Source organism: Kitasatospora sp. NPDC036934 (assembly GCF_055608425.1).
On the sequence record NZ_JBVJQR010000004.1, the window covers coordinates 313641 to 339110 of the forward strand.

The 25470-nt window shown below is 75.0% G+C and carries 23 protein-coding genes and 2 pseudogenes; 8 read left to right on the forward strand and 17 right to left on the reverse strand.

Translation table 11 applies throughout. The features are described from left to right. Nucleotides 1-5: 5 nt before the first annotated feature. The gene (locus ACZ7BZ_RS08830) at nucleotides 6-482 is read right to left on the reverse strand and encodes a MarR family winged helix-turn-helix transcriptional regulator (protein ID WP_470357754.1); all 477 of its coding nucleotides are present in this window, start codon (nucleotides 480-482) and stop codon (nucleotides 6-8) included. 62 nt (nucleotides 483-544) lie between these two features. On the opposite strand from ACZ7BZ_RS08830, the gene ACZ7BZ_RS08835 reads away from it, so the two are divergent. Both ACZ7BZ_RS08835 and ACZ7BZ_RS08840 read left to right on the forward strand, forming a co-directional pair. Next, nucleotides 545-955, forward strand: a complete 411-nt coding sequence (locus ACZ7BZ_RS08835) for a cupin domain-containing protein (RefSeq protein ID WP_380455308.1) — start codon at nucleotides 545-547, stop codon at nucleotides 953-955. Nucleotides 956-1052: 97 nt separating this feature from the next. Next, complete coding sequence (locus tag ACZ7BZ_RS08840) at nucleotides 1053-1379, forward strand: antibiotic biosynthesis monooxygenase family protein (RefSeq protein ID WP_465741665.1); 327 nt, start codon at nucleotides 1053-1055, stop codon at nucleotides 1377-1379. Nucleotides 1380-2105: 726 nt separating this feature from the next. On the opposite strand, the gene ACZ7BZ_RS08845 is transcribed toward ACZ7BZ_RS08840, so the two are convergent. Continuing rightward, the gene (locus tag ACZ7BZ_RS08845; RefSeq protein WP_470357755.1) at nucleotides 2106-4940 is read right to left on the reverse strand and encodes a glycoside hydrolase family 3 C-terminal domain-containing protein; all 2835 of its coding nucleotides are present in this window, start codon (nucleotides 4938-4940) and stop codon (nucleotides 2106-2108) included. 289 nt (nucleotides 4941-5229) lie between these two features. Continuing rightward, a pseudogene (locus ACZ7BZ_RS08850) lies at nucleotides 5230-5406 on the reverse strand (NUDIX hydrolase); the annotation flags it as partial. A gap of 114 nt (nucleotides 5407-5520) precedes the next feature. On the opposite strand from ACZ7BZ_RS08850, the gene ACZ7BZ_RS08855 reads away from it, so the two are divergent. After that, the gene (locus ACZ7BZ_RS08855) at nucleotides 5521-5967 is read left to right on the forward strand and encodes a hypothetical protein (RefSeq protein WP_470357756.1); all 447 of its coding nucleotides are present in this window, start codon (nucleotides 5521-5523) and stop codon (nucleotides 5965-5967) included. 4 nt (nucleotides 5968-5971) lie between these two features. Here ACZ7BZ_RS08855 and ACZ7BZ_RS08860 read toward each other — a convergent pair. Beyond that, a pseudogene (locus ACZ7BZ_RS08860) lies at nucleotides 5972-6256 on the reverse strand (M15 family metallopeptidase); the annotation flags it as partial. Nucleotides 6257-6316: 60 nt separating this feature from the next. On the opposite strand from ACZ7BZ_RS08860, the gene ACZ7BZ_RS08865 reads away from it, so the two are divergent. Beyond that, the gene (locus ACZ7BZ_RS08865) at nucleotides 6317-6622 is read left to right on the forward strand and encodes a putative quinol monooxygenase (protein WP_380455299.1); all 306 of its coding nucleotides are present in this window, start codon (nucleotides 6317-6319) and stop codon (nucleotides 6620-6622) included. Between the two features lie 59 nt (nucleotides 6623-6681). Here ACZ7BZ_RS08865 and ACZ7BZ_RS08870 read toward each other — a convergent pair whose 3' ends face one another. From ACZ7BZ_RS08870 to ACZ7BZ_RS08900, 7 genes are all read right to left on the reverse strand, one after another. Then, complete coding sequence (locus tag ACZ7BZ_RS08870; RefSeq protein WP_470357757.1) at nucleotides 6682-7323, reverse strand: hypothetical protein; 642 nt, start codon at nucleotides 7321-7323, stop codon at nucleotides 6682-6684. Between the two features lie 119 nt (nucleotides 7324-7442). Then, the gene (locus tag ACZ7BZ_RS08875) at nucleotides 7443-8282 is read right to left on the reverse strand and encodes an ECF transporter S component (RefSeq protein ID WP_470357758.1); all 840 of its coding nucleotides are present in this window, start codon (nucleotides 8280-8282) and stop codon (nucleotides 7443-7445) included. Continuing rightward, entirely contained in the window at nucleotides 8279-9880 is a 1602-nt protein-coding gene (locus ACZ7BZ_RS08880) for an ABC transporter ATP-binding protein (protein ID WP_470357759.1), read from the reverse strand. The genes ACZ7BZ_RS08875 and ACZ7BZ_RS08880 overlap by 4 nt, the downstream gene beginning before the upstream one ends. After that, nucleotides 9877-10983: a CbiQ family ECF transporter T component gene (locus ACZ7BZ_RS08885; protein WP_470357760.1), complete on the reverse strand. Its 1107-nt coding sequence runs from the start codon at nucleotides 10981-10983 to the stop codon at nucleotides 9877-9879. Before ACZ7BZ_RS08885 ends, ACZ7BZ_RS08880 begins: the two co-directional genes overlap by 4 nt. 19 nt (nucleotides 10984-11002) lie before the next feature. Beyond that, the gene (locus ACZ7BZ_RS08890; RefSeq protein WP_470357761.1) at nucleotides 11003-11680 is read right to left on the reverse strand and encodes an SCO2322 family protein; all 678 of its coding nucleotides are present in this window, start codon (nucleotides 11678-11680) and stop codon (nucleotides 11003-11005) included. Between the two features lie 53 nt (nucleotides 11681-11733). Continuing rightward, the gene (locus tag ACZ7BZ_RS08895) at nucleotides 11734-12981 is read right to left on the reverse strand and encodes a prenyltransferase/squalene oxidase repeat-containing protein (RefSeq protein ID WP_470357762.1); all 1248 of its coding nucleotides are present in this window, start codon (nucleotides 12979-12981) and stop codon (nucleotides 11734-11736) included. Nucleotides 12982-13362: 381 nt separating this feature from the next. Continuing rightward, nucleotides 13363-13983, reverse strand: coding sequence for a TetR family transcriptional regulator (locus tag ACZ7BZ_RS08900; protein WP_470357763.1), 621 nt, complete (start codon nucleotides 13981-13983; stop codon nucleotides 13363-13365). 270 nt (nucleotides 13984-14253) lie between these two features. Here ACZ7BZ_RS08900 and ACZ7BZ_RS08905 point away from each other — a divergent pair, with 270 nt between their 5' ends. The 3 genes from ACZ7BZ_RS08905 (at nucleotide 14254) to ACZ7BZ_RS08915 (ending at nucleotide 17576) form a co-directional block, all read left to right on the forward strand. Beyond that, the gene (locus ACZ7BZ_RS08905; protein ID WP_470357764.1) at nucleotides 14254-15564 is read left to right on the forward strand and encodes a glycosyltransferase family 4 protein; all 1311 of its coding nucleotides are present in this window, start codon (nucleotides 14254-14256) and stop codon (nucleotides 15562-15564) included. Nucleotides 15565-15768: 204 nt separating this feature from the next. Further along, nucleotides 15769-16518, forward strand: a complete 750-nt coding sequence (locus ACZ7BZ_RS08910) for a class I SAM-dependent methyltransferase (protein ID WP_380455283.1) — start codon at nucleotides 15769-15771, stop codon at nucleotides 16516-16518. Further along, nucleotides 16515-17576 carry a prenyltransferase/squalene oxidase repeat-containing protein gene (locus ACZ7BZ_RS08915; protein ID WP_470357765.1) on the forward strand — a complete coding sequence of 354 codons (1062 nt, stop codon included), beginning with the start codon at nucleotides 16515-16517 and terminating at the stop codon, nucleotides 17574-17576. Before ACZ7BZ_RS08910 ends, ACZ7BZ_RS08915 begins: the two co-directional genes overlap by 4 nt. Nucleotides 17577-17662: 86 nt before the next feature. On the opposite strand, the gene ACZ7BZ_RS08920 is transcribed toward ACZ7BZ_RS08915, so the two are convergent. The 4 genes from ACZ7BZ_RS08920 to ACZ7BZ_RS08935 form a co-directional block, all read right to left on the reverse strand. After that, nucleotides 17663-18565, reverse strand: coding sequence for a hypothetical protein (locus tag ACZ7BZ_RS08920; protein ID WP_380455279.1), 903 nt, complete (start codon nucleotides 18563-18565; stop codon nucleotides 17663-17665). Between the two features lie 209 nt (nucleotides 18566-18774). Then, the gene (locus ACZ7BZ_RS08925) at nucleotides 18775-19758 is read right to left on the reverse strand and encodes an N-acetylmuramoyl-L-alanine amidase (protein WP_470357766.1); all 984 of its coding nucleotides are present in this window, start codon (nucleotides 19756-19758) and stop codon (nucleotides 18775-18777) included. A 7-nt stretch (nucleotides 19759-19765) separates the two neighbouring features. Then, a complete protein-coding gene (locus tag ACZ7BZ_RS08930) occupies nucleotides 19766-21031 on the reverse strand; it encodes a hypothetical protein (RefSeq protein ID WP_470357767.1) in 1266 nt (421 codons plus the stop codon). Between the two features lie 197 nt (nucleotides 21032-21228). Next, nucleotides 21229-21882, reverse strand: coding sequence for a class I SAM-dependent methyltransferase (locus ACZ7BZ_RS08935; RefSeq protein ID WP_270147209.1), 654 nt, complete (start codon nucleotides 21880-21882; stop codon nucleotides 21229-21231). 199 nt (nucleotides 21883-22081) lie between these two features. Here ACZ7BZ_RS08935 and ACZ7BZ_RS08940 point away from each other — a divergent pair, with 199 nt between their 5' ends. After that, nucleotides 22082-23176: an alcohol dehydrogenase catalytic domain-containing protein gene (locus ACZ7BZ_RS08940; RefSeq protein WP_470357768.1), complete on the forward strand. Its 1095-nt coding sequence runs from the start codon at nucleotides 22082-22084 to the stop codon at nucleotides 23174-23176. Nucleotides 23177-23281: 105 nt separating this feature from the next. Here ACZ7BZ_RS08940 and ACZ7BZ_RS08945 read toward each other — a convergent pair whose 3' ends face one another. Both ACZ7BZ_RS08945 and ACZ7BZ_RS08950 read right to left on the reverse strand, forming a co-directional pair. Beyond that, the gene (locus ACZ7BZ_RS08945) at nucleotides 23282-23455 is read right to left on the reverse strand and encodes a hypothetical protein (protein ID WP_470357769.1); all 174 of its coding nucleotides are present in this window, start codon (nucleotides 23453-23455) and stop codon (nucleotides 23282-23284) included. Between the two features lie 163 nt (nucleotides 23456-23618). Beyond that, complete coding sequence (locus ACZ7BZ_RS08950; RefSeq protein WP_470357770.1) at nucleotides 23619-25409, reverse strand: ATP-binding cassette domain-containing protein; 1791 nt, start codon at nucleotides 25407-25409, stop codon at nucleotides 23619-23621. Nucleotides 25410-25470: the final 61 nt, after the last annotated feature.

Consider the following 25470-nt stretch of genomic DNA (forward strand, 5'->3'; position numbering starts at 1 on the left):
CGGGTTCACGGGCCGCCGAACCAGCGCGGGGTGTCGAGCCGGAACGGGTCCCCGGGGGCGAGCTGCCGCAGCCCGTCCTCGATCCGGCGCAGCTGCTCCTCGCCGAGGGTGGCGGACCACTCGGCGCGCAGCTCGTCGAAGATCCGGGCGGAGCGGACCAGGCAGTCCACGCCCCGGTCGGTGAGCCGGACCACCTTGCGCCGGGCGTCGGCCGGGTCGCTGCCGCGCTCGACGTAGCCGAGCTGCTCCAGGTTCTCGACGGTCTTTCCCGCGGCCTGCTTGGAGACGCCGAGCCGGCGGCCGAGTTCGACGGCGGTGGTGCCGTGGGGGCCGATCGCCTGGAAGACGAAGCCGTACATCGGGCGCAGGCCGGGGTGGCCCTCGCGGGCGATGCGTTCGTGCAGTTCGTCGATGATCGTCCGGAACGCGAGCAGCAGGCGCAGCGGGAGCTCGAAGCCGGGCGGGGCGGGGTCACTTGACACGATAGACAACCTCATTGACCATATAGACAACGATATTGTCCATCTTAAGGGGTTCCTTCGCCATGCCCGTGATCCGCTCCGCCGACGCCCGCCGCACCGAGACCCCGAACGCCGTCATGACCACCCTCGCCTCGCCCACCCAGGGCGCGACCGCCCTCGCCCAGTGGCGGGTCGAGATGCCCGCCGACCGGCAGGGCCCGCTGCACGCCATGGACACCGAGCAGATCTGGACCCTGCTCGCCGGCTCGGCCACCGTGGCCCTGTCCGGCGAAACCCTGACCATCGGCGCCGGCGACACCCTCGTCCTCCCCGCCGACGCGCCCCGCCGCATCACCACCGCCGAAGGCTTCACCGCCCTGGTCGCCTCCCCTTCCCCGTCCCACGCCTACAACCCGGACGCCCGCACCCCCGACGGCGCCTGCGCTCTCGCCCCGCGCGACGCGGAACGCCTCCTCCCGGCATGGATCGCCTGAACCGGCGGCGTGTGAGGTGTAGCAGACTGCTGCTCGTAGGGAGCAACCGAGCCGGCGGCCGTACGGGCCCCGGCGGACCAGTTCACTGAGGAGCGGCATGTCCGTTGTCAAGATCAACGTACTGACGGTGCCCGCCGAGCAGCGCGAGGTGCTGGAGCAGCGCTTCGCCTCGCGGGCCGGCGCGGTGGAGAACTCCGACGGCTTCGAGTGGTTCGAGCTGCTGCGCCCGGTCGAGGGGACCGACCAGTACCTGGTCTACACCCGCTGGCGTGACGAGGAGTCCTTCAAGGCCTGGATGGAGGGCCCGATGAAGTCCGCCCACCAGGGCGGCGGCGAGGGTGGCGAGGCCCCGAAGCGGCCGGCCGCCTCGGGCTCCACGCTCTGGTCCTTCGAGGTCGTCCAGTCGGCCGGCCCGAAGGCCTGAACCGGCGAAGAGCGAACCGTCCGCCCGGAGTTCGTATGCTCCGGGCGGACGCCGCGGCGGGTGACGGTCAGCACGATGCGACGGGATACATACTGAGCAGAGTCGCCGTCGGTATGGACGACACTCCGGTGACGAGTGCGGTCGGGCGGATCAGAACCTGGTGCTGATCCGCTGATACCAGTTCACCGCACGACCCGCCGGAGGGAGTCGTGACCCTGACGGGGTTCGAGGCCTTGGCCTGGGTGGTCGTCCAGGCGACGGCAACGGCGCCCACGATCAGCACCAGGCCGAGCACGGAACAGGCTGACGCCCGGGTCGGCGCCCTGGTCGCCCGGGACGCCTCCCGCTCGTTCCACCGGCGTAGTGCCAAGTCCGCCGAGCAGTATCTCCGGCTCAGGGGCCCCGTGGGCCGCTCGCATCGCCAGGAGCGAGCCGGTGACGAGCAGGGCGAACGCCCCCACCAGAAGGCCGGTGGCGACGAAGCGAGCCCATTCCGGCAGGTCGGCCAGATTGTCCCGGCCTTTCAGCAGGGCCAGTACGGTGCTGCGTTGTTGTGTTCGCGATGGTGCTGCCGGTGTTGCGCGACAGCGTACGGCTGCGTTCGGGTGTTCCGAACGGTTCGCGAGGAATCACCGGTGGGACGGATTTCGGGGGAGGCGCAGCGTGGGCGGCCTTCCCCCACCCCTCATCGGGCCCCTGGAGGCCTCAGGTGATCGCCGGGATTGTTCAACTGGGCAGTTTCCAGAGCTGGTTGGCGCTTGCTTGGCAGTCCTGGATCTGGAGCCTGGTCCAGTCGGCGCTGCTGCCGTCGCGGGCGTCCAGACAGCGGTTGGAGACGGGGTTGAGGAGGGTGCCGTCGGGGCGGGGCAGCCAGTGTTGGGCGCCGGTGCCGTTGCAGTCGTAGAGCTGGGCGGGTGTGCCGGCGTCGGTCCAGCCGTTGGTGACGTCCAGGCACTTGCCGAAGGCCCGTAGCGAGCCGTCCTGTTGGACGGACCAGTCCTGGGCGCCGGTGGAGTTGCAGCGGTAGAGCTGGACGGCGGCGCCGTTGACGGTCGAGGCCCGGGCGACGTCCACGCACTGTCCGGCGATGCCGGTCAGTGGGCCGCTCGGGCGGGGGGTGGCCCAGTGCTGTTCCGCGGCGCCCGTGCAGTTCCGCAGCAGCAGGTGGCCTTCGGCGGCAGCGAGGCAGCGGCCGGAGGCGGGGTGCAGGATGGAGGCGTCCGAAGGCTGCTGCCAGACCTGCTCGGTGGCGCCCGTGCAGTCCTGCAGCCGGACGGCGGCGCCGTCCGCCGGGCCGTCGGGGGTGAGGCAGCGGCCGAGGAGGCCGATGCTGCCGCCCGAGCCCACCGTGGCGTCCTGGGCCGCGGTGGCGGCGCAACTCGTGAGCTGTACCGGCGAGTCGGCGTCCGTCGCGTCCAGGCAGGAGCCGTCGGCGCCGGTGATCCGCCCGGACCAGGTGGAGACGGCGGGGGAGCCCGCCGCGTTCACCGTGCCCCGCAGCCGGGGTGCACGGGAGGAGGAGCCGACCATCAGGTCGTACTGCCCGCCGGGCACGGCCCAGCCGTGGACGCCCGCGTCCCAGACGGCGAAGGCGGAGCGGTCCAGCCGCAGTTCCATGTGGGTCGAACCACCTGGCGCCAGCGTGACCTTGTCGAAGGCCTTGAGCTGTTGCGGCGGCTCGCCGGCCGCCGACGGGAAGGCCAGGTACAGCTGGGGCACCTCGGTGCCGGTCCGGGTGCCCCGGTTGGCGAGGTCGAAGCCGACGCGCACCCGGCCGGCCTGGTCAGGGCCGGCCACGGTGAGGCCGCTGTAGTCGAAGGTGGTGTAGGAGAGGCCGTGGCCGAAGGGGAACAGCGGGACGGTGCCGCTGGCGTCGTACCAGCGGTAGCCGGTGCCGAGGCGTTCGGTGTAGTGGTAGGCGCCGTCGGTGCCCGGGTACTGGCCGGCGTCCTGGACGGGGGTCGCGTTCGCGGAGGTCGGGAAGGTGACGGGCAGCCGCCCGGCCGGGTCGGTGTCGCCGAACAGCACGTCGGCGAGCGCGGTGCCGCTCTGCTCGCCCGGGTACCAGGCCTCGACCACGGCAGGTACCGCGTCCAGCCACGGCATGGTGACCGGCCCGCCGGTGTCGAGCACCACCACGGTGCGCGGGTTCGCCCTGGCGACGGCCCGGATCAGTGCGTCGTCGGCCGCGGCCAGGTCGAGGGAGCCGCGGTCGGCGCCCTCGGTCTCCTGGTCACCGACCACCACCACCGCGGCGTCCGCCCCTGCGGCCACCGCGGCCGCTGCGGTCGGGTCGTCGCCCGGGTGGTAGCGCACCTCGGTGCTCCCACCGACCCGGGCCGCGATGCCTTGTCGGGGCGTGACCGTGTGCTCGGGGTACGGGGTGACGTGCGAGGAGCCGCCACCGCCGGTGTACGCGTGGTCCGCCCAGGGGCCGATCACCGCGACGGACTTCATCCCGGTGGCGTCGAGCGGCAGGGCGGCGTTCTCGTTGCGCAGCAGCACGGTTCCGGCGGCAGCGGCCGTCCGGGCGTCGCGCGCTCCGGCGGCCGGATCGGAGGCGGGCGCGGCGGCGCCGTCGAGCGCCCCCGTGCGCGCCATCAGCCGCAGCACCCGTCGGACCTGGTCGTCCAGCACGGCCGGGGCGAGCCGGCCGTCGGCCGCCGCCGCGGGCAGTTCGGCGAAGTACGTCGAACCGCCGAACTCCTGGTCCAGGCCGCCCGCCGCGGCGTTGACGGAGGAATGGGTCGCCGGGTAGTCGGAGCCGACCACCCCGTCGAACCCCCAGCGGCCCTTCAGCACGTCGCGCAGCAGCGGGAAGTTCTCGCACGCCCAGATGCCGTTGACCGGGTTGTAGCCGCACATCGCCGACCAGGCCCGGCCGTCCCGGACGGCCGCCCGGAAGGCGGGCAGCTCGATCTCGGCCAGCGTGCGCTCGTCCACGTCCGAGCTGTACGACTGGCGGTTGTCCTCCTGGTTGTTGGCCGCGTAGTGCTTGACCTGCGCGGCGACGTGCTGGGCCTGGATGCCGCGCACCTCGGCGGCGGCGAGCTGCCCGGCGAGGTACGGGTCCTCGCCCAGCGTCTCGAAGTCCCTGCCGCCCTGCGGGATCCGGACGATGTTCACCATCGGCCCGTACAGCACCTGGTAGCCGCGCGCCCGCGCCTCCCGGCCCAGCACGTCGCCGTACGCCGTCGCGAGCGCGGGGTCGAAGGAGGCGGCCAGCGCGACCGGCGCGGGCAGGGCCGTCGCCGGTCGGCCGTCCCGTACACCGGCCGGGCCGTCGGAGAGCAGCAGAGGCGGGATGCCGAGCCGGGGCACGCCCGCGACGTAGCCGACGGAGTGCACGCCGGGCGGGGCGTCCAGGCCGCGCAGGAGGGTGACCTTCTCGTCGGTGGTGAGCTGGGAGAGCAGGTGCTCGATGCGCTGCTCCTGCCCGCCGTCCGTCGGCGCCTGAGGGGCGGCGACGGCGTTGCCGGTGGTGACGGCGGTGAGGAGGCAGGCGCCGAGGCCGAGACGGAGGATCCGCGTGCGCAGGGGTCGCAGGGGGGGACGTCGCATGGCAACCACCACCGATCGACGGAGTCGTAGCTGGTCAGGTAGGTCCGATGAACTGACGATCTGTCAAATCTACGACGGTTCGACCCAGGACGGCAGGTGGCGTGCCGGGGCGTATCGGGTGCGTTCGGGGCACACCGGTCGGTTGAAGCCGTTCCTGCGGCGGCGGCGCAGGGTCGGCTCAGCGCCGCCACGGCCCGTTGCGCGGCCCACCTCTTCGGGCGGCCCTCGCCGAAGCGTTCGTGCCGGGCGGCGGCGTTGGCCGTGCGGACCTCGACGGCCTCGGGAGGGCGGTCTCGCGGACGGCGGCCCGCTCCGCCGACTCGCCGGGTTCGACCCGCCCGGCCGGGAACTGCCAGGAGAGCCCGCCCTCGGCGGCCCGTCGGCGGACCATCGACACCCGGCCGTCCTGGACGACGATCGCCACGGCGATGCCGGGGAGGTGCCGGTCGGCGCTCGGCTGGGTCACGCCGCCGTCCTCCACTGGTGTTCGTCCGGTGTCGGGCGTCATCCGCGCCCGCGTGCCCGGCCGTCGGGGCACCAGTCGCCGCGTGCCGCAGGGGCAGTGGGTAGATTTTGGATCATGAGAACACCAACGGGGGACGGTGGACCGCTGCGCGAGGCGCTCGACCGCTTGGGAACGGAACACCCGGCGGCGGAGCGCACCCGCCGACTCCTCGCCGCAGGGCTGCTCGTCGTCGCGGTCCTGCTCTTCGGCTGGCTGCTGGTCCTCGGATCGATCACCCGGGGGCAGGCCGAAGTCCGGAACTGGTCCACGGCCTGGGTCGGCATGGACGTCCTCCAGGTCGCCGGGCTGCTCGCCACCGGCCGACTGCTCGTCCGGCGCTCCCGCCTGACCGCCCTGGCCGCCGCCGCGTCCGCCACCCTGCTCCTGCTCGACGCCTGGTTCGACGTGATGACCGCCGACGGCGGCGGCGCCTGGTACACCGCCCTGGCGATGGCCCTCCTCGTCGAACTCCCGGCCGCCCTCGGCCTCGGGGCCCTCGCCAGGTCGGCCCTGGACTGGTGAGTCGCTACCGCCCGTCGGGCCCGTAGGGCGCGGTGGGCGCGCCGGTGGCCAGCACCCAGTAGCGGTCGCCGTACGACCGGTGCCACCACTCCGTCGGGTAGTGGACCAGCCCGGCGGCGGTCAGGGCGCCGCTGAGCAGCCGCCGGTTGGTACGGGCCTGGGTGGAGATGCCCTCGGTGTCGGTGAGGCAGGCCCCGGCGCTCTCCTCCGGGCTGGCGTCGGCCCTGGTGCCGAGGTCCAGCTCACGGCCGTCGGCGTCGACGAGGGTGAGGTCGACGGCGGCCCCGGCTCAATGAGGGCTCCTTGATGGGTCGATAACATGCCCGTCTCACCGTCATTGGAGATCCACATGCCCGTCGTCATCGCCACGCTCAGGACCAAGCCCGGCCGACGCGACGAAGTCCTCGCCGCCTTCGAGCAGCACGCCCCGGCCATCCACGCCGAACCCGGCTGCGAGCTCTACGCCGTGAACGCCGGCCCCGACCGCATCACCGTCGTCGAGAAGTGGGCCGACCAGGCCGCCCTGGACGCCCACAGCGCCGGCGCCCCGCTCGCCGCCCTCGGCCCCGTCCTCGCCGCCGCCCTCGCCGAGCCCGCCGACGTCGCCGTCCTCGACGCCTTCCCGGCCGGCGACCCGGCCAAGGGCCTCATCTGACCTGTGTGCGTTGCCGCTGCACGGGAAGCCGGCCCGGCCGACTTCCCGTGCAAGGACGGTTACCAGTTGAAGAAGTCGGGCAGCTCGTCGGCGGGCGGCAACGGGGCGTCCGCCGGGAGGGGGCGGATCTGGATGAAGGCGTGCTCGAACTGGGAGTACGAGAAGGGGTCCATTCCAGGGGCCACCACCAGGGCGTTGTCCCCCCGGCGCCAGATGCGGTACCGCCACACGTAGCTCGAGTGCGGTCGCCGCTCGTGGGTGATGTCGTGGTCGGGCGGGCCCAGTAGTGTGGTGAACTGAGCTGCTACTGCGTCGAGTTGGTCCTCGAAGGTGCCGGCCGGCGGATCGGCGGTGCTCTGCCAGCCGGGGAGGGTGCCCCAGAAGTCCTCGGCCATCGCGCCATCGGGGTGCAGGTAGTACTCGTACGCGAACGGCACGAAGAGGCATTCGTCGCCGTAGGCGAAGTGACCTGCGGGCGTGTAGGCCTTCTCATTGAGGTCGCCCAGGTAGTCGCCGGTCGAGCGCCAGCCGGCGTCGGTCATCGCCTGTCGGCCGGTGTCGCCGTCCGTCCAGTCGAGTTCCGTCATCCCGGCGATCTGCGCGGCCAGTTCGGGGGAGACGGGGCAGCTCGCGACGATCCAGGGATCGTCCTCGTCCTCCTCGTCGATGTCGATGTCGCTGTCGAGGGGTTCGTCGGACACTTCGGTGGGCTCCCGTTCTGGTGCGCGGATCGAACATTCACCTTAGAGGGCGTTCGATCTCGCGGGCTCCCGGGCAGGGCTTCGTAGTCGCGGACCAGGCGGGGGGTGGCGCGGCGGGTTCACCCGGCCGGCGGCGGTCGGAAGTCGACGGGCACGTCGAAGGCCGCCCGGCGGGTGGTGCGGCGCAGGGCGCGCAGCACCGGGGTGCCGAGGGTGAGGCACAGCACGACGGTGAGGGCGGCCCGGGGGAGGTCCCAGCCCAGGGACGTGGTCAGGCAGTAGGCGGTGAACCGGACCAGGTTGGCGGGCAGCGGGTCGCCGGGGACGAAGGAGATGGAGCCGGCCAGCCCGCCGATGTACGGCCAGCCCTGGAGGTTCATGATCGTGCCGTACAGGACGGAGGAAACGGCGCCGTACCCCGCCAGCAGCAGCAGTTCACGGCGCCCGCGCAAGGTGGCCGACCCCGGCAGCAGCCCCGCGCCGAGGCAGACCCAGCCCATGGCGAGCATCTGGAACGGCAGCCACGGCCCGACCCCGCCGGTGAGCAGCGCGGACGCGAACATCGACAGCGAGCCGAGGACGAAACCGAAGCCGGGGCCCAGCACCCGCCCGGACAGCACCATCAGGAAGAACATCGGCTCCAAGCCCGCCGTGCCCGCGCCCAGCGGACGGAGCGCCGCACCGGCGGCCGCCAGCACCCCCAGCAGGGCCACGGACTTGGCGTCCAGTCCGGGTGCGCCGCCGCCCGCCGTACGGCCCTCGGAGATCTGGGCGATGACCACTGCCAGCAGCAGTGGCAGCAGCAGCGCGAACAGCCAGGGCGCGTCGGCGGAGTGGCCGACCAGGGCCGACTCGGTGGAGGCGAGCAGCGGCCAGCCGAAGGCCGTCACGCCGACGAACGACACCAGCAGCAGGGCCGTGACGGATCGACGGCCGAGCGGAACGGGACGGCTGCTCATGCGCCCATCGCCTCCGCGACCTGCCGGACGGTGAGCCACGGCCCCGGCGCCAGCACCTTGGCGACCTGCGGCGCGAAGGCCGGGGAGGAGACCACCACCTCCGCCGTCGGGCCGTCCGCGACGATCTCCCCCTCGGCCAGGATCAGGGTGCGGTGGGCGAGTTCGGCGGCCAGCTCGACGTCATGGGTGGCCAGCAGGACGGCGTGCCCCTCCGTCGCCAGCGTGCGCAGGATCTCGACCAGCCGGGCCTTGGCGGCGTAGTCCAGGCCGCGGGTCGGCTCGTCCAGGAGCAGCAGCGGGGGCCGGGCGGTGAGGACGACGGCGAGGGCGAGGGTGAGCCGCTGGCCCTCGGAGAGGTCGCGGGGGTGGGCGGTGTCGGCGATGCCGGGCAGCAGGCGTTCGACCAGGGCGCGGCAGGTGCCGGCGGCGGCGCCCGCGTCCGAGTCGGCCGCGGCGCACTCGGCGGTGACGCTCTCGCCGTACAGCAGGTCGCGCGGGTCCTGGGGGACGAGGCCGACGTGGCGGATCAGTTCGGCCGGGCGGGTGCGGTGCGGGGTGCGGCCGCCGACGGTGACGGTGCCGGAGGCGGGGGCGTGCAGGCCGACCAGGCTGCCGAGCAGGGTGGACTTGCCGGCGCCGTTGCGGCCCATCAGGGCGGCGATCTCGCCGGGGCGCAGCGCGAGGTCGACCCCGCGCAGGGCGTGGACGGGGCCGCGCCGGACGGCGAGGCGGTCGCCGGTGGCGATCGGTGCGCCGTCGGGGGCGGCGACGGCGGCCGGCGCCCGCCCGTCCAACTCGGTGCGCAGCGGTGCGGCCTTGCGCCGGGCGTCGCGGACGGACAGCGGCAACGGCCGCCAGCCCGCGAGCCGGCCGAGTCCGACCACCGGCGGGTGCACCGGGGAGTGGGCCATCACCTCGGCCGGTTCGCCGAGCACCGGGTCCCCGCCCGGGGTGAGCAGCAGCACCTGGTCGGCGTACTGGACGACCCGCTCCAGCCGGTGCTCGGCCATCAGCACGGTGGTGCCCAGGTCGTGCACCAGCCGCTGCAGTACGGCCAGTACCTCCTCGGCCGCGCCCGGGTCGAGGGCCGAGGTGGGCTCGTCCAGGACCAGTACGCGCGGGTGCACGGTGAGCACCGAGCCGATGGCGACGCGCTGCTGCTGGCCGCCGGAGAGCGAGCCGAGGGCGCGGTCACGCAGGTCGGCGAGGCCGAGCAGGTCGAGGGTCTCCTCGACCCGGCGCCGCATGACGTCGCCCGGCAGGCCCAGGGACTCCATGCCGTAGGCGAGTTCGTCCTCGACGGTGTCGGTGACGAAGTGCGCCAGCGGGTCCTGGCCCACCGTGCCGACCAGGTCGGCGAGTTCGCGCGGCCGGTGCTCGCGGGTGTCCCGGCCGCCGACGGTGACCCGGCCGTGCAGCACCCCGCCGGTGAAGTGCGGCACCAGCCCGCTGACCGTGCCCAGCAGGGTGGACTTGCCGGAGCCCGACGGGCCCACCAGCAGGCAGAGCTCACCCTCGGGGACGGTGAGGTCGACCCCGTTCAGTACGGGTTCGGCGGAGTCCGCGTACCGGACGGAGACCTGCTCGAAGGTGATCACGAGGCCCTCCGGGGCGGGGTCGGGGCGGCGAACGCCGGTACCAGGCCGAGGAGTACGGCCAGGACGGCGGCCAGCGGCAGCGCGGGGACGGTCGGCGGGACGACGGTGGGGGCGAAGGCGGCGGGATCCCGCGCGGCGAGGTAGGTGACGAGGGCGGCCACGGCGGCTCCGGAACCGGCGGTCAGCCACTCGGGAACTGCCCAAGGATCAGGCCGGTAGCGGGATCTGACGGCCCGTCGGTTACCGAGCAGCAGTCCGGCGAAGGCGGCGGCCAGGCCGAGCAGCAGCACCGGCAGCGCCCAGCCGGCGCCCCCGGCGGTCAGCAGTCCGTACGCGGCCAGGCAGACTCCGAGCAGTCCGGCCAGGGTGAGCGCGGCGGTGGCCCGGGCCAGCCGGCGCGGGACGTCGGCGGTGCGGCCGAATCCGCGGGTGTCCATCGCCGCCGCCAGTGCGATCGACCGCTCCAACGCGCCCTCCAGGACGGGGAGTCCGACGCTCAGCACGGCCGCGACGCCCTTGTCGGTACGGCCCCGCAGCCGCCGGGCGGCGCGCAGCCGGCGGACGTCGGCGACCAGGTTCGGCGCGAAGGTCATCGCCACCACCACGGCCACGCCCGCCTCGTAGAGCGCGCCCGGCAGGGCCCGCAGCAGCCGGGCCGGGCTGGCCAGCGAGTTGGCGGCACCGACGCAGACCAGCAGGGTGGCCAGCCGCAGGCCGTCGTACAGCGCCGCGAGCAGCCCTTCGAGCGTCACCCGCCCACCGATCCGCACCCCCTGCGCCCAGACGGGCAGCGGGACTTCGGGCAGGGTGAACAGCACATGGGTGCCGGGGATCGGCGAACCCAGCAGCACCGCGAAGACCAGCCGGACGCCGAGCACCAGCAGGCCGAGGCGCAGGAACGCCCCGTACGAACGCGACCAGGGCGCATCGCCGCGGCGCGCCGCGACCACGTACCCGGCGGTCGCGGCGAGCAGCAGCAGGATCACCGGATTGGTGGTGCGGGTCGCCGCCGCGCCCAGCCCGAGCGCCCACAGCCACCAGGCGCCGGGGTGCAGTTGGCGCGGGCCGACGGGTGGGCGGGTGCTACGGGCGGGGCTGTTCACGGATCTGTCCTGGAACGGGTTAGGAGTGACGGCGGCGGCGCGCCTGCCAGACGGCGCCACCGGCGAGGACGACGACCAGCGCGCCGCCGGCGACCAGGCCGATGTCCGGGCCACCGTCGGACGAGCCCTTCGGGCCCTTCGCGCCGTCCGGCCGGGCGGCGGCGGGTGCGCCGATCTGGTCGCCGCAGCCCGCCTCGGGGTAGCCGGCGATGGCGCACAGCAGGCCGTTGGAGTCGTAGCGCAGCGGCGGGGCGACGGCGGCCAGCGCCTCGGCCGAGGTGGCGCGCGGGGCGAGCGTGGCGCAGGCGGTCCGCTGCCCGGGCGGCTGCGCGGCGGATGCCCCGGCGTCCTCGGCCGTCCCGAAGTCCAGCACCACGGCGACCCGCTTGCGGCCGTCCTGGGCGGGCGTGGCGGCGCAGATCTCGTCGAACCGGGCCGCCGCACGCGGCTTGGCGGCGTCCTGCCCGCCGTCCGGGCTGACGGCGAACCGCCACCCGTCCACCGAGCCGTCCGGCGGCACGGCGACCGCCGGCCCCTGCTGCTGGTACGCCCACGCCCCGCCGCCGCCCCCGCGCCAGAACGACCAGTACCGGTACCCGGCCGCCTCGGCGGGCGCCGCGGAGGCCAGCGGCACCAGCACCCCGAGCAGCGGCAGCAGCACGGCGGCCACCGCGCGCCGCGCGGGGCGGCGGGTCACGCCACCGGGGTCCAGGCCCGGTCCGGGACGTAGGGCGGGGGGGAGGCGCCCCATCAGAGGTTGGGGTTGCGCTTGCGCTGGAGGCTGAGGAGCAGGCCGCCGCCGATGCCGATGAGGGCGCCGACGATGATCAGCCAGACCTTGCCGAAGCCCCCGTCCTTCTTCTTCGCCGGGACGGCGTCCGTGGTGGCGGCGCTGGCCTTGGGGGCGGGGCCGAGCGCGGTGAGCTGCTCGGTGAGGGCGGTGTCGCTGCGGTGGGCGGCCTGGGAGACCAGGAGGAGGGTGGCGGTGGCGGCCGCGTCGGTGCCGTTCTTGGTCCAGGTGGAGCCCTGGGCGTCCAGCCAGTCGACGGCGCCGGTGGCCTGGTCGGGGTGGCCGCTCTGGGTGAGGGCGAGGGCGGCCCAGGCGGTGGCGGTGTAGTCGGGCTTGGGGTCGGCGCCCGGCATGGTGAGGGTGAGGTGGCCGTCGCCGGTTTCGAGCTGGGTGGCGAGGTAGGCGCCGACGGCCTCGCCGGCCTCGGCGTGCGGGATGGTGGCGGGCGCGGAGCCGTCGGCGCAGGTGAGCGGCGCGGCGGTGGCGTCGGCGCGCACCGAGCCGACGACCGGCAGGTGTCCGCCGGCGGCGGCGAGGGCGGCCTGGGCGCTGGCCAGGGTGTTGGGGGTGAGGGTGCCGGCGGCCGGGTCGGGCTGGTAGGCGAAGGCGCCGCGCTGGTCGGCGGGGGCGGTGCAGCCGAGCTGGAAGCGGGCGAGGCCGTCGAAGGCGTTCTTGCCGGCCGCGCCGCCGTTGCCGGGCCTGGCGACGCCGGCCGGGTCGGTGCGGGCGGCGAACAGGGCGTTGACGACCAGCCCGGTGGAGTTGGCGTCGCCGGGGTTGCCGGGGTTGTAGGGCCAGCTGCCGTCGGCGTTCTGGTTGGCCTTGAGCCACTGGACGCCCTTGTCGACGGCGGGCTGGTGCCCGCCGAGGGCGACCAGGGCCTGGACGGCGACGGCGGTGGCGTTGCTGTCCTCGGACTTGGGGTCGCAGGCGGCGCCGGCGGCCCGGTAGGAGGGCCAGCCGCCGTCCTCGCACTGCTGCCCGGTGAGCCAGCCGACGGCGGAGTCGGCGGGGGTGATCTTGGCCGCCGTCAGCGCGGTGAGCGCGAGGGACTGCCGCCAGACGCCGTCGTACGTCGGGTCGCTCTTGCCGTACAGGCCGTCCGGGGTGGCGGGCGGGGCGGTGTCGGCGAGGGCCGGTCCGGCGGCGAGGCCGGCCAGCAGCGCGGCGGACAGGGTGGCGGCACCCAGGCGGGCGGCGGTCGGCATGGTGCGGGTGTGCCTTTCGGTGAGCGGTGGGGGCCCGGGCGGGCCGTCCGTAGTCCTCGACGGGTGCCGGGCGCGCGGGGCGTCCGGCTCGCCGCTCGTCCCTCCCCGGGTGCTCCGGCTCGCCCGGCGCGCGGGGGCGCGGCCGGGTTCACGGTTGCGGGTCAGCGCCGGATTCGCACCGGCTTTCCCCGGGGGAGGAGCGGGATGGAGTTGTGCGACCCGTCGACTCTAACCGCCGGGTCGCGGCGGGCGGGTCGGCGGGAGCGGGCCGGAGCAGGAACAGGTTCCAGTAATCGGCCCGTCGGCCGGGCCCCGCCGGGCCGGATCGGGGGGCGGGATGGGGGCGGGGCCGGGGCGGGACCGGCCTCGGGTCCTGAGGGCTCAGGGCAGGGTGAGCAGCCGGGCGGCGGTGTGCAGGTCGGCCCGGACCTCGGCGATCGAGGCGCGCCCGGAGAGCCAGGCGACCAGCGCCGAGTGCCAGGTGTGCTCGATCACCCGGACGGCCGCGCGCTGGCTGTCGCTGGGCGGGCCGGACTGCCCGATCGCGTCCAGGATGAGCTGTCCGGTGGCGGCGCTGACCTGGTCCACCTCGGTGCCGACCGAGCGGTCCGCGAAGCTGAGCGCCCGGACCATCGCCTCGGCCAGCAGCGGCTCGCGCTGCAGCGCGTGGAAGGCCCGGGTGAGGGCGTCGGCGACCCGCAGGGCCGGCTCCGGGTCGGTCGGCGGGTGCCGCCGGATGTGCTCCTGGAGCCCCTGGAGCTGCTCCAGCATGACCGCGACCAGCAGGTGGACCTTGGACGGGAAGTACCGGTACAGCGTCCCGAGGGCGACCTGCGCGCTCTCCGCGACCTCCCGCATCTGCACCGCCTCGTACCCGCCCCGGGCGGCCAGCGCGGTGGCGGCGCGCAGGATGCGCCGGCGTCGCTCGGCCTGGCGCGCGGACAGCGTCGGCTCGCCCGGGGCGGGGGAGGCGGGGCTCACGGACGTGGTCGGCGACGGCAAGGGTGCTCCCGGGGGCGCGTGGGTGGCGGCGTGCTCCAGAAAGGTCGACCCGAAGCTTCCGGCGGTCGGTCGCGGTCGGTCGGGCCCGGCGTGGCGGGAATCACCAGCCCTGGCTCCTGAGCGAAAGCTACGGGCCGGTATCTTCGAGGTCTCTCATTGTTCACACGGTCGATGACGAGTTCCACAGCCACTGAAACCTGATCTACTTTAGCGACCGGCACCACCGTTGGCGCCGCTCGCACCGATAGCAGCCAGAGATGAGGGCCGAGGATGACCGCGCAGCCGCTGCGGATTGCCCTGCTGTCATACCGCGGGGACCCGTTCTGCGGCGGTCAGGGCGTGTACGTCCGGCACCTCTCCCGCGAGCTGGCCCGGCTCGGCCACCACGTGGACGTGATCGGGGCCCAGCCCTACCCCGTGCTGGACGAGGTCGACGGCCCCGGCTCGGTCCGCCTGGTGGAGCTGCCCAGCCTGGACCTCTACCGCGCCGACGACCCGTTCCGCACGCCCGCCCGCGGCGAGTTCCGCGGGCCGGTGGACGTGCTGGAGTTCGCCACCATGCGCACCGGTGGCTTCCCCGAGCCGCTCACCTTCTCGCTGCGCGCCCGCCGGTACCTGGCCCGGCACAAGGGCCGCTACGACGTGGTGCACGACAACCAGACCCTCGGCTACGGACTGCTCGGTCTGGCCCGGCACGGCTTCCCGCTGGTCACCACGATCCACCACCCGATCACCGTGGACCGGCAGTTGGAGCTGGACGCGGCCACCACCCGGGGCAAGCGGCTCTCGCTGCGCCGCTGGTACGCCTTCACCCGGATGCAGCGCCGGGTCGCGGCCCGGCTGGACCACGTGATCACCGTCTCCGGCACCTCGCAGCGCGAGATCGCGGAGCACCTGGGCGCCGCCCCGGCCGCGATCTCGGTGGTGCCGATCGGCGCCGACACCCGGCTCTGGTCGCCCTCCGAGGAGATCGGGCGGGTCCCCGGCCGGATCGTCACCACCTCCAGCGCGGACGTGCCGCTCAAGGGCCTGGTGTTCCTGGTCGAGGCGCTGGCCAAGGTCCGTACCGAGCGGGACGCCCACCTGGTGGTGGTCGGCAAGCCGCAGAAGGAGGACGGGCCGGTGGCCGAGGCGGTGCGCCGCTTCGGACTGGCGGAGCACATCGAGTTCCGCACCGGCCTGAGCGACCGGGAGCTGGTCGACCTCTACCGCTCGGCCGAGGTGGCCTGCGTCCCGTCGCTGTACGAGGGCTTCTCGCTGCCCGCCGCCGAGGCGATGGCCACCGGCACCCCGCTGGTCGCGACCACCGGCGGGGCGATCCCCGAGGTGGCCGGGCCGGACGGCGAGACCTGCCTGGCGGTGCCGCCGGGGGAGGCGGACGCGCTGGCCGCCGCGCTCGGCCGGCTGCTGGACGACCCGGAGTTGCGCGCGGCCCTCGGCGCGGCCGGCCGGGAGCGGGTGCTGGCCCGGTTCACCTGGGCGCGGGCCGCCGAGCTGACCGCCGAGGCGTACCGCGCGGCGATCGCCACCGGCGCCGGCGCCCGGGCCCGCTCCGGGCCGGGCTGGCGGTACGTGCCCTGAGCCCGGCGGTGCGTCCGCCGAGCCGGCGGTACGTGCTCCGAGCCCGGCGGTGCGTATCCCGAGCGCGGCGGTTCGTCCGCCGAACTCGGCGGTACGCGCCCCGAGCCCGGCGCCGAGGCGCCGGACCGGCGGAGCGTTGACCTGACGAAATGGTCTGACGAAGCGTCAGGACCGCTTGGTAGCAATAGGAATGGGAGCCCTGCAGTGCTGACCGTCGATTTCTCGCGCTTCCCGCTCGCCCCCGGCGACCGGGTGCTCGACCTGGGCTGCGGCGGGGGCCGGCACGCGTTCGAGTGCTACCGCCGCGGCGCCAATGTGATCGCCCTCGACCAGAACGCCGAGGAGATCGCCGAGGTCAAGAAGTGGTTCGCCGCGATGGAGCTGGCCGGCGAGGCCCCCGAGGGCGCGTCGGCGGTCGCGATGGAGGGCAACGCGCTGGCGCTGCCGTTCGAGGACGACTACTTCGACAAGATCATCATCTCCGAGGTGATGGAGCACATACCCGATGACAAGGGCGTGCTCAACGAGATGTTCCGGGTCCTCAAGCCGGGCGGCCTGCTCGCCGTGACCGTGCCGCGCTGGCTGCCGGAGAAGATCTGCTGGGCGCTGTCCGACGAGTACCACGAGGTCGAGGGCGGCCACATCCGGATCTACCGGGGCGACGAGCTGGTCGGCAAGCTCAAGGACGCCGGCCTGGAGCCGTACGGCACCCACCACGCGCACGCGCTGCACTCGCCGTACTGGTGGATCAAGTGCGCCGTCGGCGTCGACAACGACAAGGCGCTGCCGGTCAAGGCGTACCACCAGCTGCTGGTCTGGGACATCGTCGGCACCCCGGTGATCAGCTCGATCACCAAGGCCGCCGAGAAGGCGCTCAACCCGCTCATCGGCAAGAGCTTCGTGGCGTACGCCGCCAAGCCGCACCGCGCCGAGTCCGGTCGGGCGGGCGCATGACCGCCGCCGTCCCCGAGGTGCTGCTGCTCGACGGGGTGCTGGACGCCGAGCAGGCGGCCGACACCGTCCGCAGCATCCTGGCCGAGCAGCGCCCCGACGGCGCCATCCCCTGGTTCGCCGGACACCACCTCGACCCGTGGGACCACACCGAGGCCGCGATGGCCCTCGACACCGCCGGCGAGCACGCCGCCGCCGAGGCCGCCTACCGCTGGCTGGCCGCCCGGCAGAACCCGGACGGCTCCTGGTACGCCGGGTACACCGACGGCGAGGTCACCGACCGCGCCAAGGAGAGCAACTTCTGCGCCTACATCGCGGTCGGGGTCTGGCACCACCACCTCAGCACCGGCGACGACGCCTTCCTGGAGTGGATCTGGCCGGTGGTCCGGCGGGCGCTGGACTTCATCGTCGGCCTGCGGCTGCCCGGCGGCCCGATCGCCTGGCGGGTCGACGAGGAGGGTGCCGCCACCGACGAGGCGCTGCTCACCGGCTCGTCCAGCATCCTGCACGCGCTGCGCTGCGGGCTGGCCGTCGCCGACTACCTGGAGGAGCCGCAGCCCGACTGGGAGCTCGCGGCCGGTCGGCTGCGGCACGCCGTCGCCCACCACCCCGAGCGGTTCCTCGACAAGGGCCGCTACTCGATGGACTGGTACTACCCGGTGCTCGGGACCGGCCTGCGCGGCGACGCGGCGGTGCAGCGGATCGAGCGGGACTGGGAGCGCTTCGTCGTCCCCGGCCTCGGCGTGCGCTGCGTCAGCGACCGCCCGTGGGTGACCGGCGGCGAGAGCGCCGAACTGGCCCTCGCGCTCTGGGCGATCGGCCAGTCCGACCGCGCGGTGGAGATCCTGCGCTGGATCCAGCGGCACCTGCGGCACGAGGACGGCTCGTACTGGACCGGGTACGTCTTCGAGGACGACGCGATCTGGCCCGAGGAGCGCACCACCTGGACGGCCGGGGCGCTGCTCCTCGCGGTGGCCGCGCTCGGCGGGGACCCTGCGACCGTCGCGGTGTTCGGCGGGGAGCAGCTGCCCGCCGGACTGGTGGTCCAGGACTGCTGCTGAGCGGGTCCGCGGAGGGGCCTGCGGAGGCATGACGAAGGGGCGGAACCGGATCACCGGTCCCGCCCCTTCGTCGTGTGCGGCAGACGTCAGCCGCGCTGGATGCCCGCGGTGTCGGCCAGCACGCCCTGGGTGCCGTCCGGCAGCTGGGCGACCAGGGCCGCGCCGCGCTGCTCGACGGCCAGGTACCAGGTGCCCGGCACGACCTCGCCGACCGGGGCGCCGACCGGGTTGTCCTTCGGCGCCAGCTGGCGCGGGGACGGGACGGCGAACCAGAACGGCTGGAAGTCCGCCGCCGGCGCCGCCGGCTGCTGGACGGCCGGGGTCGGCTGCGGGGCCGGGACACCGGCGTCCTGCGGCTGCACCGGCTGGCCGGGCTGCGGCTGGCCGGCGGCCGGGTAGCCGTAGCCACCGGCCGGCTGGGCGCCGAAGGCCGGGTCGTGGGCCTGGCCCGGGTAGCCGTACTGGCCGGGGCCGGGCTGACCGGGCTGACCCGGCATCGGGTAGCCGCCCTGGTAGGGGACGGCCGCCGGGCGGTCGCTGACCAGCGGGGCCTTCAGTGCCGGCACCAGCGGGGCGGCCGCGGCCGCGCCCGCCAGCACGATCAGCGAGATCAGGCCGAGCCAGGCGCCGAAGCCGTGGCTGATGCTGCCGGCGGACGGGCCGCCGCCCAGCGACCAGAGCGAGGTCCACAGCGCCGCCACGGCGAACGCGATGCCCCACTGGTCCAGCCGCAGGCCGAGCACCTGGCGGTTGGCGGCGGCCGGGCCCTGGAAGCGCTGCACCAGGATCAGTGCGGCGGCGGCGATGCCCAGCAGGTAGATCGAGGGCAGGATGGGGAACAGCTCGGTGCTCCACGCGTTCTGCGAGGTGTTCCCGCAGTACCGGCCGCTGCAGTCGACGGTCCAGTAGGGCAGGAAGGAGGCGATGAAAAGCAGGACGGCCCCGCCTGCGACGGCGGCGTCTCCCCTGGTGAGAGCGCGCAGATTCACTTACGTTCCCCTCGTTGACGTGTCGTGGACGGTGCTTCGTGCGGTCGGGCCGACCGGCCGAAACTCCCGAACGGACCAGAAGCCTAGGCCCAACCGTCCCGCCGGTGCACGGCGGGCTCGGCAATGGGTCGAAGTCGTTGCAAACCGTGCGACCGCGGTGGGGTGTCGTCCACCGGGCTCGTACGCCCCAACTCCCTTGCCCAGCCGACTCAGTGAGTGGTCAGGAAGGCCGCCAGCGCATCGGCGATCCCCTGGGCGGCCTGCTGGCGCCACTGAGGGTCCGTCATCCGTCGGGCGTCCGCGGAGTTGCGCATGTTACCGCACTCGATGAACACCTTGGGAACCGCGGAGAGGTTGAGGCCGCCCAGGTCGGAGCGGGTGTCCAGGCCGTCGTTCGCGATGTAGTCGGCGTACGGTTCGCCGGTCGCGGTGTGGAAGCGGTCGCGCAGCAGCAGGCCCAGCCGGTGCGAGGGTTCGACGATCGCCGAGTTGTCCGCCTTACCGGCCACCACCTTGGCGGGCATGATCACGTGGAAACCGCTGCCGCTCGCCGGGCCGCCGTCGCCGTGCACCGAGACCGCCACGTCGGCGTGCGCGTCCGCGCCCGCCCGGGCGCGCTCGTCGACGCACGGGCCCCAGGGGCGGTCGCCGTCCTGGACCAGCACCACCTTGGCGCCCCGGGCGGTCAGCAGGGCCCGGGCCCTGCGGCTGACGTCCAGGGTGTAGTCGGCCTCGGTGTAGCCCGCGTCGGTCTCGGTGCCGGTGGTGTCGCACTCCTTGTGGCCGTTGCCGACGTCCACCTGGCGGTTGATCTCGGTGGGGTGGGCGAAGTTGCCGGGGTTGTGGCCGGGGTCGATCACGACGGTGCGGCCGGTGAGGTCGGCGGCCGGGCTCTGCGGGGTGCCGCCGGTGGGGGTACTGCCGGTGGGGGCGCCGCTGGTCGGCGGGGCCTCCGGGACGGCCGGGGCCCGGGTGGTGGGCCGGGTCGGCTGGGCGGGCTCCGCGGTGGTGGACCGGGCCGCGGTGGACTGGGCGGCGGGCGAGGCGGAGGTCGCGGCGCCCACCGGGCCGGAGTCGTCCAGGGCGTGCCACCCCAACCAGCCCGCCGTGCAGAGCGGAACGGCCACGGCCACCGCGGTGGCGGCGCGCAGCAGGGCGGAACGGCGGGGGGTGCGGGAGGTCGGGCCGGTCACGGGTGGTTCAGATCCTGTCCGAGGTGGGCGAGGTGAGACCGTACGTCGTGGCGATCGGCTTCCACTTGGTGAGGAAGTCGTTCTTCGCCTGGGTGGCCTGCGGGTTGAGCTCGTCCGCGTGCTTCTTGTCCGCGGTGGAGGGCGCGGTGCCGGAGCAGCCCTGGGTGGCGACCGCGCGGCCCCAGCTCGCGTACGCCCGGTCGATGTCGGCGGACAGCTGCCAGGCGGACTTGAGGGAGTTCACCGCGTCCGCGCCGCCCGGCAGGTCGGTGACGCTCAGCTTGGCGAGCTTGGCCAGCAGGCCGTCGCGCTGCTTGGCGCCGCTGTCGAAGACCTGCACCGCGCTGTCGATGTCGGCCTTCGCGGGGCAACTGGACACCTTGGCGACCGCGTTGCCTATCTGCGTCCTGGCGTTCCCGCCCTCGGTCAGCAGCGCGTCCAGGGCCTGCGCCTGGGCCTTGGCGTCGGGGCCGGCGGTGGTCGCGCTCGGGGAGGGCGAGTCGGTGGGCGTGGCGGCGCCGCTCGGCGCGGCGTCCGTACCGCTGGGTGCCGGGGCGGGCTGCGGATTGCCGGAGCCGGTCGCGGTGGCGGCCGAAGGGGCGGGCGCGGCCTGGTCGTTCTTGCCGCCGCCCTGGGTCGCGTACAGCAGGCCGCCGCCGACCGCGAGCACCAGCAGCACCGCGAAGCCGATCAGCAGCGGGGCCTTGCGGTTGGCCGGGCGGTCCTCGTCGTCCGCGCGCCCGCCGGGGTGGGCGGTCGGGTAGTCCGGCTGGGCCGGCTGGGCCGGGTACGGGGGCGGGGGCGGGGGGTAGCCGTAGCCGCCCTGCGGGTGCGGGGCCTGCGGGTCGCCCTGCGGGTACGGGCCGGCCTGGGGCGGCGGCGGGTAGACGTACCCCGGGCCGGGGAGCGGTCCGCCCTGGGGGCCCCGCTCCTGCGGGGTCGCGTGGGAGGGGAACGGCGCGGCCGTCGGCGGCGCGTCCGGCGGCGGGGTGATCCGGGGGAGGGCCGTGGTCGGCGCCCCGGGGCCAGCGGCCGGTCCGGGCTCCGGCGCCGACATGTCCGGCGGCGGGCCGAAGCCCGGGGCGGTGGACAGGTACGGGCGGCCGCCCAGCGGCGGGCCCTGGTCGCCGACCGCGCCCGCGGTGGGGGGTGCGGGGGGTGTGGCGGGGGCGGACTCGGCGTCCGGGCGCTGCGGATTGCGCACCCAGCCGCCGGCGCCGCCGCGCGCGGTCGGGTCCCAGACCGCCGGAGCGGTGTTGTGCTGGTCCGTCATGTGCCGCTAGCCCCCACCGTCCGCCGATGCCCTGTGCTCCGCCTGGTGCCGTGCGTGGTTCCGCGCACTGCCTGGAGCCGCGCGGACACCGTACCGTTCGGGCTCCGCCCGACGGTCCCGGCACGACGTTAGAGCATCCGGGCCGGGCCGTGGGGGCGATCCCGCGGCTGCCCGGTCCGTCGGGTGGCGGTCCTTCCCTACGCGGCGGTCCGGCGCAGGACCCGCAGCGAGCCGGTCACCGAGACCTCCTCGAAGCCCTCGGCCAGCGCCCGCAGGTACACCCGGTACGGGGCCTGGCCGCCGTCCGCCGGATCCGGGAACACGTCGTGCACCACCAGCAGGCCCTCCGGCGCCAGGTGCGGCGCCCAACCCTCGTAGTCACCGGTGGCGTGCTCGTCGGTGTGCCCGCCGTCGATGAAGACCAGGGCCAGCGGCCGGCCCCACAGCGCGGCGATCTGCGGCGAGCGGCCGACCAGTGCCACCACGTGCTCCTCCAGCCCGGCCGCGTGCAGGGTGCGGCGGAACCGGGGCAGGGTGTCCATCCGCCCGACCTCGGGGTCCACCAGGGTCGGGTCGTGGTACTCCCAGCCCGGCTGCTGCTCCTCCGAGCCGCGGTGGTGGTCCACCGTCAGCGCCACCGTCCCGGCCTCCCGGGCCGCGGCGGCCAGCAGCACGGCCGAGCGCCCGCAGTAGGTGCCGATCTCCAGCACCGGCAGCCCGGTGCGCCGGGCCGCCGCCACCGCCGCCGCGTACAGCGCGAGGCCCTCGTCCACCGGCATGAACCCGGTGGCCGCTTCGAACGCCGCCAGTACCTCCGGCGCCGGTCGGGCGCCCTCCAGCAGGTCGGACATGCGGTGCTCCTCGGGCTCGGACGACGGACGGGACGTGCTCGGGACCCTACTCGACGGTAGCGCCGCACCAGCCGCCCCCTCCCGCTCCGCCCGCACGGCACCGCCCGCACGACCGTTCTGGAACGCGTTCTAGTCGGCCGCCGAGGGCCGTGCCAGAATCGCCCCGACCCATGACCCGAGGCACACCGGGAGCAGCCCCATGCGCGCAGCCGTCCTGCACAAGACCGGCCAGGACACCCTCGACGTCCGCGCGGACGTCACGGCGGTCGGCTTCGGACCGGGCACCGTACGGGTCCGGATGCGCGCTGCCAGCCTGTGCCACTCGGACCTCTCCGCGATGAGCGGCGTGCTGCCGCAGCCCGCACCGTTCGTCCCCGGGCACGAGGGCGCCGGCGACGTCGTCGAGGTCGGCGAGGGCGTGACCGGCGTCCAGCCCGGGGACCGCGTGGTGCTCTGCTGGATGGCCCCCTGCGGCCGCTGCGCCCACTGCGAGCAGGGCCGCGGCCACCTGTGCGTCGCCAGCCTGCGACGGCTCGGCGCGCCCGGCTTCCGGCTGGCCGACGACGGCACCGAGGCCTCCGGGTTCTACGGCACCGGCGCGTTCGCCGAGGAGGTGGTGGTCACCGCCGACGCCGTGATCAAGGTGCCGGCCGACCTGCCGTACGAGGCCGCCGCACTCATCGGCTGCGGCGTCACCACCGGCATCGGCGCCGCCGTCAACACCGCCCGGGTCGAGCCCGGTTCCTCGGTCGCGGTGATCGGCGCGGGCGGGGTCGGTGTGGCCGCCGTCCAGGGCGCCCGGGTCTGCGGCGCCGCCCGGATCACCGTCGTCGACCCGGTCGCCTCGCGCCGCGAACGGGCGCTCGCCTTCGGCGCCACCGAGGCGCTCGCCCCCGAGGAACTCAAGCCCTTCGCCAAGGGGCTGCCCGGCGGCGGCTTCGACTACGTCTTCGAAGCGGTCGGCCGGGCGGCCACCGTCAGGGCCGGCTACGACGCGGCCCGGCGCGGCGGCGCGGTCGTCGTCATCGGCGCCGGCGCCCAGGACGACCTCGCCCGGTTCACCATGGGGGAACTGTTCTTCAACGAGAAGCGGCTGCTGCCCTCGCTGTACGGCGGGGCGCCGGTGGCGCGCACCATCGGCCTCGTCGTCGACCTGTGGCGGGCCGGGCGGATCGACCTCGACGGCATGATCACCCACCGGGTCGGGCTCGCCGACGTGAACCGGGCCATCGAGCAGATGCTCAGCGGCGAGGCGCTGCGGACGGTGGTCTCGCTGGACCGGTCGGACCGGTGACGTGCGAGGGCCCGCCGGGTGTGTGCCCCGGCGGGCCCTCGCGATGTGCAGTTGACGCAGTGTGCGGTTGATCCTTTCGGACCGGCTCCGGGGCCGGCCCTGGACTCAGCCCTGGGCGCCGGCCGCGCGGTGGCGGCCGTGCGGGTCCGACCCAGGGGTGTCGTTCGCGGCGGAGCCACCCCGGTGGCGACCGTGCGACGCGGCGTCCCCGGCCGTCTTCTCGTCGGCGTCGGTCCCGTTGAGCGCGGGTCCGGTGGTGTCGGTGAGGGTGTCGGACATGAGAATCGTCTTCCGTGCGAGGGTGCAGGTCATCGGCGCCCGTCCGGCGCCTGCGGCACACGGTCGGGTCCCCGATCGGGCGCCCGGTACGCGCCCACAGCCGGTGATCGCGGCCCGTGCCCCGGCCACCATAACGGCCGGGACGGACGAGATCCTATCGACCTCATGAGGCGAGTCCCGCCCTGCCCGGTGGCGCCGAAGCCAACCAGTGGCCGACCAGTTCGCGGTAGAACGGCGACAGCACCTGCAGATCGCCGTGCCGGGCCGACAGTCCACGTCCGCCGTCCAACAGCAGCACCCGGTCCGCCCGCAACGCCGAACCGATCCGGTGCGCGACCACCACCAGCGTCCCCGGCCGACCCGCGAACGCCCGCTCCACCCGCTCCTCCGCCGCGGCATCCAGGTGGCAGGTCGCCTCGTCCAGCACCACGACCGGCGCACCCGCCACATACGCCCGCACCAGCGCCAACAACTGGCGCTCACCGGCCGACAGTTCCCCCGGATCGCGCAGCGCACCCGCCAACCCGCCCAGCCGCGCCACCACTGCGCCGGCCCCCAAGCGCTCGACGGCCGCCGCCAACTCCCGCTCCGACACGTCCGGAGCGAGCCAGGCCAGGTTGTCCCACACCGACCCCGGGAACACGTACGCCTCCTGCGGCAGCAGTACCACCCCGCCCGCCCCGCCACCCACGGACACCAGCCCCGCCGTCGGCACCACCACCCCCGCCACCAGCCCCGCCAACGTCGACTTCCCCACCCCACTCGCCCCCACCACCGCCACGTGCTCCCCGGCCCCGACCACCGCATCGAGCCCCTCCAGCACGGGCGCCGCCCCGCCCCGATGGGCGAACCCGACCCCGACCAGCCGCACCTCCCCGACCGGAACCCCCACCCCGGGGCGCGGGCCCTGCTGGGCGGGCGGGCAACCGACCCCTGTCGCTGCGGGCTGCCACGCGCCGCCCTCCCCCGGGCGTTGCCCGCCCACGGCCGTACCTCGATCTGGTGTGCCTGTGCCTGTGCCTGTGGCCTCGGCGGGGCTGACCGTGACCGCCGCCAGGCGGTCCAGTACCACGGCGAGGTTGAGCAGCCAGCCGCCGACCGTACCGGCCAACGTCCGTACCGCCGGGTCGAGTTGCTGGAGCAGATAGGTGGCGACGCCGAGCAGCTCACCGGCCGTCAGCGCGCCGTGCGCGAGCAGCCAGGGGGCCGTCACGAGGACGGCCAGGACCGGCAGCCGCCCGCCGAGCGCCACCACCAGCGCACGCAGGGCCGATGCCCGGCCCAGCGCACGGGAGGCATCGGCGCTCTCCCGCGCCGCCCCGGCCAGCGCGTCGGCGACCACGTCCCCGGTGCCCGACGCCTGTACGTCGCGCAGCCCGTGCAGGGCGCGTCCGGCCTCGGCCGCCAGCCGTTCCTCGGCCAGGACGACCGCCTGCCGCCGAGCCGCCATCGGACGCAGCAGCCGTACGAAGAGCAGCCCGGCCGCCAGCAGCGGCAGCAGCACCAGTGGCAGGACGGCCGGTGCCAGCAGCGTCAGGCCGATCAGCGCGGCAGCCAGGGTGACCCCGACCCCGCGCAGGGTGCGGAGCAGCGTCGCGGTCAACTGCCGTGCGGACTCGACCTGCTCGGTGAGCCGCGCGACCTCGGCAGGGTCCGCCGTGGGCCGCGCGAGCGCACTGTGGACCACCCGCTCGACCAGTGCGTCCCGCAGCGGCTCCACCACCCCCGCGAGGTGCGGGAATCCGGCCCGCGCAGCGTACGCCCGGAGCCCCATGGCCGCCCCGAACCCACCCAGCCAGGCCACCCCGACTCCGGGCCGCCCGGCCAGGAACCCCTGATCGACCGCGGCCGAGACGAACAACCCGGACACCAGCGGCGGCAACGCCTCCACCCCGGACCACCCGAGCAGCCGCAGCAACGCCCCGCGGGTCACCCGCAACTGCCGGAACAGCAACCCCCACCCCGCCGCCCCCACCACCGAGCCCCGCCGCCGACGCCGCCGGCCCGCCCGGTGA

Excerpts from the sequence above, each read along its gene's own strand:
- ACZ7BZ_RS08835 (WP_380455308.1), top strand. The coding sequence starts at position 545 with ATGCCCGTGATCCGCTCCGCCGACGCCCGCCGCACCGAGACCCCGAAC.
- ACZ7BZ_RS08840 (WP_465741665.1), top strand. The coding sequence starts at position 1,053 with ATGTCCGTTGTCAAGATCAACGTACTGACGGTGCCCGCCGAGCAGCGC.
- ACZ7BZ_RS08845 (WP_470357755.1), bottom strand. The coding sequence starts at position 4,940 with ATGCGACGTCCCCCCCTGCGACCCCTGCGCACGCGGATCCTCCGTCTC.
- ACZ7BZ_RS08855 (WP_470357756.1), top strand. The coding sequence starts at position 5,521 with ATGAGAACACCAACGGGGGACGGTGGACCGCTGCGCGAGGCGCTCGAC.
- ACZ7BZ_RS08865 (WP_380455299.1), top strand. The coding sequence starts at position 6,317 with ATGCCCGTCGTCATCGCCACGCTCAGGACCAAGCCCGGCCGACGCGAC.
- ACZ7BZ_RS08875 (WP_470357758.1), bottom strand. The coding sequence starts at position 8,282 with ATGAGCAGCCGTCCCGTTCCGCTCGGCCGTCGATCCGTCACGGCCCTG.
- ACZ7BZ_RS08895 (WP_470357762.1), bottom strand. The coding sequence starts at position 12,981 with ATGCCGACCGCCGCCCGCCTGGGTGCCGCCACCCTGTCCGCCGCGCTG.
- ACZ7BZ_RS08905 (WP_470357764.1), top strand. The coding sequence starts at position 14,254 with ATGACCGCGCAGCCGCTGCGGATTGCCCTGCTGTCATACCGCGGGGAC.
- ACZ7BZ_RS08915 (WP_470357765.1), top strand. The coding sequence starts at position 16,515 with ATGACCGCCGCCGTCCCCGAGGTGCTGCTGCTCGACGGGGTGCTGGAC.
- ACZ7BZ_RS08930 (WP_470357767.1), bottom strand. The coding sequence starts at position 21,031 with ATGACGGACCAGCACAACACCGCTCCGGCGGTCTGGGACCCGACCGCG.
- ACZ7BZ_RS08935 (WP_270147209.1), bottom strand. The coding sequence starts at position 21,882 with ATGTCCGACCTGCTGGAGGGCGCCCGACCGGCGCCGGAGGTACTGGCG.
- ACZ7BZ_RS08940 (WP_470357768.1), top strand. The coding sequence starts at position 22,082 with ATGCGCGCAGCCGTCCTGCACAAGACCGGCCAGGACACCCTCGACGTC.
- ACZ7BZ_RS08945 (WP_470357769.1), bottom strand. The coding sequence starts at position 23,455 with ATGTCCGACACCCTCACCGACACCACCGGACCCGCGCTCAACGGGACC.